Genomic DNA, 9397 nt, shown 5'->3' on the forward strand with positions numbered 1-9397 from the left:
CTCTACCCGCATCTACCGACCTTAAGGCTAGCCTTAAAGCTAGATCCTCGTCGGATACCTGCAACTCAACAAGGCGGCCCACCCCGGAGGAATACACTACGAAAGCATTCCAGCGTTGTTCATTGCAATCATCCGGTCCGTCATCTTCTGGCAAAACCATGTGCTTGAGGTGAAGCTGAACAGGCTCTTGGATGACCATCAGATCTACGTCACCAAAGCCGACATAGCCGCTGGCTAACCGCCCAGTTGATCAGAGTCGAACACGGCTCTCGCGAGTTGCGGCCAGCCGTTGAGGCTGATCCTGTCCTGAAGCCGTACTCCGACCTTTTGGTGCTTGCTGAAGTTGTAGAGGAGCGCTAATGCTCCTGTTCATATCACAAGGGCCGGGGGGCTCCTGATTGTCTTATTCGATTGCTGGCGCACACCCTGTCGCACGGGTGGATGCGCGCTCGACATTTTATTTTGCGCTGCTCACATTTGCGGCTGCGTACTTCCTTGCTTGGCCGGTTTGGCGAGTCCAATTCATGGTGGAGATCTGGTTCACCGAGTCCTGGAATGCCTACTGGCAGGATGCAGCTGCGGCACAGGCGCCTCTCTATCCAGCACCAGAAAGTCTAATCGGGAATATTTATCCGCCGCTGTCCTTCTACGCGGTCGGTCTCCTCGGCAAGGTACTCCATGTAGATTGCGTTTACGTTGGACGCTAGCTTTCGCTGGTCGGCCTGGGCGCGCTCGCTATCGAAGTGCTCGCCGCAGTTCGGATACTGACGGGTGGGCGTCTCGGTGCCGTGGTGGCCCCGCTCTGGTATCTCGCCATCATGTCGCGCAACTCGACAATCTACATCGGAGCCAACGATCCGCAGTTACCCGGCCTCGCAATCATGAGCGCCGGTTTAGTGTGGTTCTTGCGGCAAACCGAACGAGGTGCCTACCCGATCCCGGCATTACTCTTGATGGTCGTCGGTGGGTTTTGGAAGCACAACAATATCGCTGTCCCCTTGGTGTCGCTCACATGGTTATACGTGGTCCGCAGCAAGTTCGCGCTGCAGGCTTTCAGAGCGAGTGCAGAGGCCGTCTTGGTCGGGCTCGCGGTGTGTGTTCTGATCTGTGGCCCTAATTTCATTCCTAATCTTCTGACGCCGCGCCAATAAGCATGGTCGAACATCATGGGCAATCTCGGGCATCTGCAGTGGTGCGCGTTGGCGTTGCTGATTTGGGCCGCTTGGGCGATGTTCGATCGGCAACCCGTTCGGCGCAGTTCACCGCCCTTCATATCGGGGTCGCTCTTATCGCCTGCATAGTTCAATGGCTTGGGCATGGCATATTCGGCAACGCCGAGTTTGATCTGATCTTCGCTCTCGCCATTGGGTTGGGGGCGGCTTTCAACCGGGTTGGCGACAGCTGGCTCGCGATGAGGATCGGCGCGAACAGATGTAGAGACGCTATGGTCGCGGCGCTGTTGTTGCGGTTGTTCCTTTCCGATCGTCAAGAAACGGCCATGCTACTGTTGAGTCCGGAATTTTGGGCAATCGCTCTACGATAGTGAAAGTGACCTCTTAAGCGAGGCGCGCTCAGTGGCGGCTATGCCGGGAGATGTGGCTTGCTTCGTCAAGATGGTTTGCCGCCAGGCGGGCAAGCCGTTCGTCGTGGATGAGTTCAAGACTGATGAGCTCGTGGCAATGGGCAAGGCCACACCCGCCGAAGTTAAGGCAATGCTCGACGACCGGGACATACGGTGGATTTCGTGGCGGCCCAGCTGGGCTGACACATCCATCAGTAGATGGCCTTCGTCTCGAGATCTCCGACCTCAAGAACTTCTCGGACTGCGCGAGGTAACTTAAGGTAACGCCTAGCGGCTTGGAATGCTCTCGGTCGTGACAACAAGCGGTGCTCAGAGGAGCGCCGCTATCCTACAAACGCAAATACCTTGTCCCACGACGATCGAAGAAGATTTCTGCGCGGGATGCGCCGTCAACGTAGTTGCCAGGCGAGCGATGATTTAGAGGACAACCAAAACCATGACCGTTACCTTGAATTTCGAATGGGAAGAAGCGCCGGGCGCAAAGACCCTGAGCAATCCCGGCAAGCTGCGGCCTGCAGCTCAATTCGCGGATGCTCCGGCCAAGCAAACAGGTCGTCAGTCGGCGTTCTATAGAAATCTGGTTCGCCTCGCTCAACAGACAGGGACGAGGACGCTTCCGATCAACTTCTTGACCGTGGGTGGAGTGGCGAAGCGCATGGACTTCGGATGCATGAAGATTGCTGAGCATGCTGGGTTTATCGAGCGAATTGAAGATTCCCCCAGCGGGGTGGTCGAAACCATAACCTTGGCATGGGACCCGTCGATTTAACCGGCATCGACGGAATGAACTGCATCGCGTCCCCGACATTTAAGAGCCGCAAAATTCGACTTTTTTGGATTTGCGAGATGATTTTTCGACCTATGAAAACCGGGGTATTGAGCATAATCGGCACAAAAAGATTCGCCCCTTTTTTGGGGTGGGTAAGTTCGCCCGATTTTCTCATCCGCGGTGGCTGCGGAAAAGGCTCTTTTGCAGCTCGCAAGTAGGTGAGCTGGGGCCCCAAAATGGGTGGGGTACTTCCGAATAAAAAAATCAGCGATTGCGCTTCTTCATCCTCACCCCAGCCCCGCCGCCGTTCTCTGGAATGAACTCGACGCCGGCCTTCTCTAGAGCGGCCTTAAGTTTCGCGCTTGTCTCCGCCCGACCGCCCACTTGTTCGCTATCCTCCGACTCAAGTCTAGCGATGGTTGGCTCAGACACCCCCGAGGCCTCGGCTAAGTCGCCCTGTGACCAAGCGAGAAGCGCACGCGCGGCTTTCATCTGGCGGACTGAGAACATTCAGACTCCGATTGATAGAATTCCTATTGAGTACGCCGCGCAGGCGTACTAATAGAATTTCTATCAAATAGATCTTGCGAGAGCAACCCAGATGACAAAGAGCACCTTTCCGGTGAACGGCGGAGCTCTGTCCTCACCATTCCTTCACCAAGCAACAGGTGCGCCGTGAGGCTTCCGTCACGACCAAGCGGCGCTCACCACATGCCGCCATTCGATCCAAAATCCTGATCGAAGCCCATGCCCGAGCAAAGGCGGACTATGCCGACGAACTCGCCTGCCGGGAGCGCGCCCATCACGTCAACCGCCCCTACAGCTATTACCTCGGGCTCCAGATCCGCAGCGGCTTCGCTGAGGCCCGCGTTGCGCGCACTGGCATGGCGCCGGCTTTCGAGCTGCCCGCTCAGCGTTGGGCATAAGGGAGCGGACACATGCTCGCGCCATCCAACCAAAGCACCTTCGTCAAGGTCGCGCGCCACCTTATGCGCCGTGACGTGACCGGCTCCGAGGAAGTCGTGCTTAGCGTAAACGCGGGCGCCAAGACGCCGCGCGGCATGGTCGATGTTCACTTGCAGAAGGGCGACCGCGAGCGCGCGGCCACCTGGAACGCGCGGACAATCATCGGCGTGCGACGCGGCGGCACGCCCCCGATTGAAGTCGCAAAGCCCACGGAAATACCCCTCTCGGATCGCCTGCCCACGTTTCACGAACTTGCCGCGTTTAATGCCGGCAAGGCATGGGACCGGCTGTCGCCCGAGCAGCAGCGCGAAATCGGCATACTCGCTCTCAGGTTCGGCACAGTCGGGCAGTGCGAGGGATACTTTCACGAAACCATTGAGGGCGTCCGCAAGGGCTTCTCGTTCAAGCCATTGGCAAGCCCGGAAGGAGGTGAAATAACCAGCCCGCTCGGCTGCAAGCGAGTAATTGAGTACCTCACCCCTCACATTGCGAGATGAAATGAGCAACGCGGTATCTTCAGGCGCGCCGATGACGCGCGACCATACGGACGGCAAGACCACACCGAACAGGCGCGTCTTTTTGGCGACGGCGGAGCTTGCGGCAGCAAGTTGCGCGACTTTTGCCAATGCTGCCAGCAGCCCGCCGGTCAGCGAGCCCGATCCTGTATTTCAAGCTATCGAGGCCCACAAGCGAGCGCGGGAAGGTATGAAGGCCGCCGTAGATGCTCATTGTGCCCTAGCGCGACAGATCGTCGGTGCAGGCGTTCGGCTTACGGATGCAAGGACCAACGATCAGCGCATTGAGGTAAGTGAAGATGCGATGTTGCAGGCCTTTGATGTGGAGACCAACGCCGCTTGCAAAATACTCAACCGCCGCGGGCGTGCTTGCGCTTCTTTCTTACTGCTGTAGCTGATGACGATGATAGCCGCGGTTCGTGACAACAATTCCTGCTCGCCTCGCCGGCCGAAAGTTTGCCTGCCCTGATGGCAGTGGGGGCATGATGGGAAAGAAGCGCGTAAGGGGTGATGGCATGAGCAACATCGTTGAACTGCCGCTCCCAACCAGGATGATTACCGAGGAAGAGGTAGCGAAGCTACACAGCAACGCTTTCCGCGACCTGGAAACACCGATCCGTGATTGCCTGATGATGGGCAAGATTACTGAGCAGCTTATGTCGGAAGCGGACCACGGCTCGCACTCGGAGCTAGTGTTCGCCATGTTTCACCTGTCCCGAATGCTCGACAAGCTGGATCTCAACTATCATGCCGCATGGCATGGGGAGCCTACATGCGATTGATGCGAGCTCTATGGGCCTAGCGGCTCAGGTGGCTCGCCATTGCTTCTGGCTGAGCATGGGGCTTACCTTGCTAGGTCGGTTACATCGGTTCCAGGCCAAATAAATGCGCCGCCGGGCAAACAATACCTTGTCCCGGCGGCGATGGGTTTAGTCCAGCCCCGAGAGGGATCAACAAAATCCCGGATACTGATACTACGGACAGAAGGGCGAGAAGTTTCAGCGCACCTTTCCGTGCATTGCGATTCAAAGGCCTGCCAGTTCACGCTGGCAGGCCTTATCGCTCAATACGCGCTGCTTGATGATTTGCACTCGTAGGCAAGCGTGACAAGATTTTGTCCGCACTTCATCTCAGAACTCGACCGGCTGGTGCTGCCAAAGAGATTGAGCTGGGACTCGTGAGAACACTTCATGTCACCATTGACGTCCGTCTTGCAGCCGCCGGAGCTTGTGTAGGCTGGTGCCTGCTCGGCGGCATTCGCCGTCTTTGTCTGCGGCGGCGCGTTGGTGGCGATGATCACAAACGATGCGATCACGCCACAAACGGCAACAAGCCGGTTCGGGATCATAAGAAAGCGAAGAGGGTAAATTACCGAGATTGCGCAAACAACAAAAAGCAGTACTCCGAGAACAGCCATGATTTCCTCCAATGGGGTGTTCGGACATCTACCAGAGAAATTGAAACCGTGACTTCCTACAACCAGTAAAATAAAGCTTCCAACCTCTACCGTCAGTTAACCTTGGCGTGCGCCTGTTTTGATGCACGACCGGTAGTCACCCAGAGATGCAAGCGCCTGCTAGTGGAACTACAGTCTTTACCTTTGGACCGGCAATGGCGCGAGGCGATGACACGCAGAATGCACCGACGCTCATCTGCAGGAGATGCCGGCGGCCTATAGACTTCCTCGCGTTGCTGCCCGCGATAGCAAACCTACCCGCCGCCTATGCCTACAGGTGCGTGCCTGCCTGAGAGTTGAAACCATCGTTCTGGGCTGAGGGAAGGCGCCACGGGACTGGCTGAGCGGCCTTTGGAGCTGCATTTGGGGCGGTTTGCCGCTGCTGAAATCTGGCCCGCCCTCAAACCCCTGGTTGCCGCGTCCACCTCAGACTGCCGCCCGGCGAGAGCTTCAGCCGTGCGTCCGCTGCGCGACGTGCCAGCGCATCCGCGACTTCGGACGTGCCATCTCGCACCATCCGTCGATCGCATCGAACGAAGGCAACGATCCAGACTGGAAGTCCTAAGACCGACTCAAATGCTGTCCGCGTCCAATGAGAAATCCTGATGTCGGAGGTCGCCCACGCGCCGCCGCGATTCAGGATTCGGCTTCACGGCGCGCATTCCGCGCTTCCTCAAAAGGAGACAGTCATGATGCAGCAGTGTCGTCGATGTGAGCAGAGCTTACCGCTGTCCAGCTTCGGTTATGGAGGTCGTTCTCGTCCTCGCAAGTTTTGTCACGGCTGCTTTTCCGCAATAGTGAATGGTGAAGTGTTCACCATGAACTCGACCGAAGCTGACACGTTCATGGCGAGGCTGGAAGCCGGCCAGTCGCTTCGGATGCTCACAGGCGGCGCCGGCGAACCACCGATTTGCTCGGCGGATGCATTTCGCAGGCATTGCGAATTGCACCCTGAATGGGGTGAGAAGGCCTGCGCTCTTGTGGAGAGCAATGGCAAGTCTCGGATTCTTGAAGGAGTGTACAATCGCACCGTGGCCAGCCGCACCGCCTGCAATCGAGGGCACCCGCTGTCTGTCGAAATCGTGGCTAAAATGCATGCAGAGCGGAAATGGGATCATAAGTTGTGCGAAACCTGCGTCCGCAACTGGAGCGGTGTTGGCCGCTATCTGGCGGAGGACACGACTTTCACCGAGCCGCCGAAGATCGAAGCGCGTCTAACCTTGTCTAAGGGCTCAGTGCACCTGACGCCGGATGACGTCGTACTGATCGAAAAGTGGCTTAATTTGGGTGCCTCCTTAAGAAAACTGCTTAGTGAGTATGACACGATTAGGTTGAGGCTGTATCGAAAGAGCAATCCAGCATGGGAGGCAAAGTTCAAGCCGGTGATCACGAGAAATTCTAGGCTCGCAACGGCGGCGGGGTCTCGAGGATACCAAACCCATTGCAAATACGGACACGCCCTCACAGACGACAATGTCAAAGTCGACTCGAGGAATGGTACACGTGCCTGTATTACTTGCCGGCGAGCCTTTATCGGAGCCCCAGTGACGGAGGAGGCCATTAGAACCGTCGAGTGCGGTCTCTTAACCGGAATGAGCTTTAAACAACTCACAAGTCCGGCCGCTGGCCGTCGGTCGACGCTCTCTTTCTTACAAGTGCGAACCCTTAGGTTGACACGGCCAGATGTGAATAGGCGCTGGGCCATGGCGGCACGCAATCCAGGCACCGTCCGAAGCTTCAGCAGCGTCCATTCAATAGCGCCTATCCGTGGGTTGCCGGTCGAAATCCCATCTGACTTCGTGCGCAATGATATTCCGCTCTATGTGCCGCAAGATGGCGATTACGAGTGGCTGTACAGCTTCACGCCGCGATACCTTCAGAAAAGCGCTCGCGATGATATTGTAGGTGACCTTTGGATCGAACTTTCGGAGCGTCGTGTTAGTCGGACCGACATCCCGGCGTGCGCAAGACGCTTGATTGCCGCCTTCAACAAGGAAAATCCTATGAAGGCATACGGGGACATTCACTCTCCGCTGCCTCTCGACGCGCCGGCTTACCTCGACGGGACCATGTCGCGCGTCGAGATTGTCTCGGAGGGCCTCTGGGCGTGAAATGACAAGACCGAGGTGAGCCCGCCGGTTCAGGCTGGCGGGTCCACTTTTATCCATCGATCCTCGCCACGATTTTCACGGCTCCTCCAACCAGGATCTCTTTGATGCCCTTTGGCTCGTCCCTCCAATAGGAAGCGGCGCTCGCCTGAATGGTCTCGACAGTTGGGCCGTCCGCCATGTCAGTCAATGATCGTAGTTTCCAATGTGCGTCAAAGTGGTGGCTTGGATCTCAACCTCGTAGATTTGAGAACCTTGCGCAAATCGGTTCCTGAACGCCTTGGCACTTGCCACATCCTCGCAGCAGAAAACGCAATCGAGCCGGCTTGGCGCGGCGCCGCATGCTCGTCTCAACCATCGAAACAAAGCGCTCCAGCCTCTTGAGAATGCGGATATTTGCGATTCCAAGTTTGATCCCACAGTCGGCAAGCTGCCGCATGTGAGGGGCGGGCCCCTTGATTGCAATTTCAGCAGAATCGACAGGCGTGGGTGCAAAGACGAGGGAGGAGTCGATAACTTTCTTGCTGTATTTCGCAAACGTCTCTGATCTTTTGTTTTCGAGTTCTTCTTCGTTCAGAATCATTACGACCTTGCAGTTACGCCGCTCTTCAAAAGGGAGGCGATACCCAACACGTCAACAACTCGCAGCTTTTCTCCTTTTCTCTCAAGGTCGTCGATACACACGATCAAATCCCGCACCGCAAGGAACGACACTTGATCAGCCGCCGCGGCTAAACCAGGTTTGAAGGCCTTTAGAAGACTGGTGCCGGCCTGCCTGAGATTTAGGTCGAGGGTTTTAAGCGATGGCTCGCTCCCGATGCTTTCGATTGGGACGTGTTCTCGAAAATTGTGGTCTTGAACTTGTCCAGCGTATCGAGACCAAACAGCGAGACGTATGAGTATTTTTGCTGGAGAGGCTCGGCGGCATGGACCTCGCCTAAGAACATTTCCCAGGTGTAGGTCTTTCCAACTCCGCACCTACCCCGGATGCAAAGCACCTCAGCGCCTTGTAAAAACGAGTGATTTCGGCTTTCAGCAGCGACATTGCCGTAGGGCGCAGCTCGTTCGCAGGGTTCGTCATTGAGTCCTCGTTACCGCTGCCGACTTCTGGCGCCATTAACCATTGCCTAAGAATGGGGAACCCGGCAACCCGGTTAGGTTGTAGCTTTGCCGCATTTCTCACAGGCGGCATTGATGGCTTATCTCGATAGGGTCACCCCGGTAGTAGATCTAACGATTTCCAGACTGGCGTCGCAGCGTTTCTTGGTTGACCCAATCTCGGGCGAAAAATTTTCCCGCCAGACCAGCATCATTAGCTCGGCCTACAAGCGCCACGGTGCGATTCTCGAAGTCGCTATCAGGGAAAGTCTTCGTGAGAGCAATCGGCACAAGGTTTGGAGGGAGGATGCATTCAAGGTCTCCCGCGCTGCGGACCAGATTGTGGGGCAACAGCCCGACGAAGCGTACTCGTCCACAACGCTTCCCTACGGCGAGGCAGTCCGCTCATTGCAGATCGACATGATCGCATTCGACAATGCGGATAAGACCCTTCGCGCCTACGAGATCAAGCGGGGGAATGGCGCGTTCGACGCCGGTAAAATTCGATCGATCCGCCGCGATCTGAGCGTCACTCAAATGCTCCTGAAAAGCTACGGGGAAACCTTCAAGCTGAACCCCGCTAAGGCCGAAGTGCGGATTCCGGGGATTGCGGCCAGGGATTCCGATTGAACGCGACCATGCATTCCGATCGAAGGCGGCCACCTGTTCCGACGAAGGCGGCCGGGGTGTCGTTGCCGGCATGAGGAGTTGGGTCAGGTTTTCTTCGCGGCGTCAAGATTGGCGCGTTGGGCAGTTATTTTCCGCATGCTGTCTCCTTTGAGGATGAGGCGGTGAGCGTTGTGGACGAGGCGATGGTCGGGTCGGCGATGACCTCATGCCAATTTTCGATCGGCACCTGGCTGGTGATGATGGTCGATCCGCGCTGGTGTCGATCGTCGACGA

Annotated in this window: 13 protein-coding genes and 1 pseudogene; 8 read left to right on the plus strand and 6 right to left on the minus strand. The window is 56.8% G+C overall.

The genetic code is table 11. The features are described from left to right. Window positions 1–199: hypothetical protein (locus tag ABIB66_RS43115; protein ID WP_354260036.1), on the minus strand; the 199-nt coding region annotated here is incomplete at its 3' end. A gap of 199 nt (window positions 200–398) precedes the next feature. Here ABIB66_RS43115 and ABIB66_RS43120 point away from each other — a divergent pair. Next, entirely contained in the window at window positions 399–707 is a 309-nt protein-coding gene (locus ABIB66_RS43120) for a hypothetical protein (RefSeq protein ID WP_354211936.1), read from the plus strand. Between the two features lie 221 nt (window positions 708–928). Here the strand turns inward: ABIB66_RS43120 and ABIB66_RS43125 are convergent, their stop codons facing one another. After that, on the minus strand, window positions 929–1489 hold the full coding sequence (locus ABIB66_RS43125; RefSeq protein ID WP_275174825.1) for a hypothetical protein: 561 nt from the start codon (window positions 1487–1489) through the stop codon (window positions 929–931). Between the two features lie 529 nt (window positions 1490–2018). On the opposite strand from ABIB66_RS43125, the gene ABIB66_RS43130 reads away from it, so the two are divergent. Continuing rightward, window positions 2019–2351, plus strand: coding sequence for a hypothetical protein (locus ABIB66_RS43130; RefSeq protein ID WP_275174826.1), 333 nt, complete (start codon window positions 2019–2021; stop codon window positions 2349–2351). A gap of 264 nt (window positions 2352–2615) precedes the next feature. Here ABIB66_RS43130 and ABIB66_RS43135 read toward each other — a convergent pair whose 3' ends face one another. Beyond that, window positions 2616–2861, minus strand: a complete 246-nt coding sequence (locus ABIB66_RS43135; protein ID WP_275174827.1) for a helix-turn-helix domain-containing protein — start codon at window positions 2859–2861, stop codon at window positions 2616–2618. 158 nt (window positions 2862–3019) lie between these two features. Between ABIB66_RS43135 and ABIB66_RS43140 the strand changes: the two genes are divergently transcribed. The 4 genes from ABIB66_RS43140 to ABIB66_RS43155 all read left to right on the plus strand — a co-directional run bounded on the left by ABIB66_RS43140 (window position 3020) and on the right by ABIB66_RS43155 (window position 4614). Then, complete coding sequence (locus ABIB66_RS43140; RefSeq protein WP_275174828.1) at window positions 3020–3277, plus strand: hypothetical protein; 258 nt, start codon at window positions 3020–3022, stop codon at window positions 3275–3277. Between the two features lie 12 nt (window positions 3278–3289). After that, on the plus strand, window positions 3290–3814 hold the full coding sequence (locus ABIB66_RS43145; RefSeq protein WP_275174829.1) for a hypothetical protein: 525 nt from the start codon (window positions 3290–3292) through the stop codon (window positions 3812–3814). Between the two features lies 1 nt (window position 3815). Beyond that, window positions 3816–4226, plus strand: coding sequence for a hypothetical protein (locus tag ABIB66_RS43150; RefSeq protein WP_275174831.1), 411 nt, complete (start codon window positions 3816–3818; stop codon window positions 4224–4226). Between the two features lie 121 nt (window positions 4227–4347). Beyond that, complete coding sequence (locus ABIB66_RS43155) at window positions 4348–4614, plus strand: hypothetical protein (RefSeq protein ID WP_275174832.1); 267 nt, start codon at window positions 4348–4350, stop codon at window positions 4612–4614. A 281-nt stretch (window positions 4615–4895) separates the two neighbouring features. On the opposite strand, the gene ABIB66_RS43160 is transcribed toward ABIB66_RS43155, so the two are convergent. Further along, window positions 4896–5249: a hypothetical protein gene (locus ABIB66_RS43160; RefSeq protein WP_275174834.1), complete on the minus strand. Its 354-nt coding sequence runs from the start codon at window positions 5247–5249 to the stop codon at window positions 4896–4898. A gap of 728 nt (window positions 5250–5977) precedes the next feature. On the opposite strand from ABIB66_RS43160, the gene ABIB66_RS43165 reads away from it, so the two are divergent. Beyond that, window positions 5978–7399 carry a hypothetical protein gene (locus ABIB66_RS43165; protein WP_354260040.1) on the plus strand — a complete coding sequence of 474 codons (1422 nt, stop codon included), beginning with the start codon at window positions 5978–5980 and terminating at the stop codon, window positions 7397–7399. Between the two features lie 229 nt (window positions 7400–7628). On the opposite strand, the gene ABIB66_RS43170 is transcribed toward ABIB66_RS43165, so the two are convergent. Continuing rightward, window positions 7629–7979, minus strand: coding sequence for a hypothetical protein (locus tag ABIB66_RS43170; protein WP_354260043.1), 351 nt, complete (start codon window positions 7977–7979; stop codon window positions 7629–7631). A 611-nt stretch (window positions 7980–8590) separates the two neighbouring features. Between ABIB66_RS43170 and ABIB66_RS43175 the strand changes: the two genes are divergently transcribed. Beyond that, the gene (locus ABIB66_RS43175) at window positions 8591–9124 is read left to right on the plus strand and encodes a hypothetical protein (RefSeq protein WP_275174837.1); all 534 of its coding nucleotides are present in this window, start codon (window positions 8591–8593) and stop codon (window positions 9122–9124) included. A gap of 83 nt (window positions 9125–9207) precedes the next feature. Here the strand turns inward: ABIB66_RS43175 and ABIB66_RS43180 are convergent. After that, window positions 9208–9397: pseudogene (locus ABIB66_RS43180) on the minus strand (ATP-binding protein); the annotation flags it as partial.

Origin of the sequence: Bradyrhizobium sp. F1.13.3 (assembly GCF_040548265.1) — a bacterium.
In the GTDB taxonomy this organism is placed as follows: domain Bacteria; phylum Pseudomonadota; class Alphaproteobacteria; order Rhizobiales; family Xanthobacteraceae; genus Bradyrhizobium.

What these genes read in the sequence shown, in the direction of transcription:
- ABIB66_RS43160 (WP_275174834.1), bottom strand. Translation starts at nt 5,249, where the DNA reads ATGGCTGTTCTCGGAGTACTGCTTTTTGTTGTTTGCGCAATCTCGGTA.
- ABIB66_RS43175 (WP_275174837.1), top strand. Translation starts at nt 8,591, where the DNA reads ATGGCTTATCTCGATAGGGTCACCCCGGTAGTAGATCTAACGATTTCC.
- ABIB66_RS43150 (WP_275174831.1), top strand. Translation starts at nt 3,816, where the DNA reads ATGAGCAACGCGGTATCTTCAGGCGCGCCGATGACGCGCGACCATACG.
- ABIB66_RS43130 (WP_275174826.1), top strand. Translation starts at nt 2,019, where the DNA reads ATGACCGTTACCTTGAATTTCGAATGGGAAGAAGCGCCGGGCGCAAAG.
- ABIB66_RS43145 (WP_275174829.1), top strand. Translation starts at nt 3,290, where the DNA reads ATGCTCGCGCCATCCAACCAAAGCACCTTCGTCAAGGTCGCGCGCCAC.
- ABIB66_RS43135 (WP_275174827.1), bottom strand. Translation starts at nt 2,861, where the DNA reads ATGTTCTCAGTCCGCCAGATGAAAGCCGCGCGTGCGCTTCTCGCTTGG.
- ABIB66_RS43170 (WP_354260043.1), bottom strand. Translation starts at nt 7,979, where the DNA reads ATGATTCTGAACGAAGAAGAACTCGAAAACAAAAGATCAGAGACGTTT.
- ABIB66_RS43165 (WP_354260040.1), top strand. Translation starts at nt 5,978, where the DNA reads ATGATGCAGCAGTGTCGTCGATGTGAGCAGAGCTTACCGCTGTCCAGC.
- ABIB66_RS43155 (WP_275174832.1), top strand. Translation starts at nt 4,348, where the DNA reads ATGAGCAACATCGTTGAACTGCCGCTCCCAACCAGGATGATTACCGAG.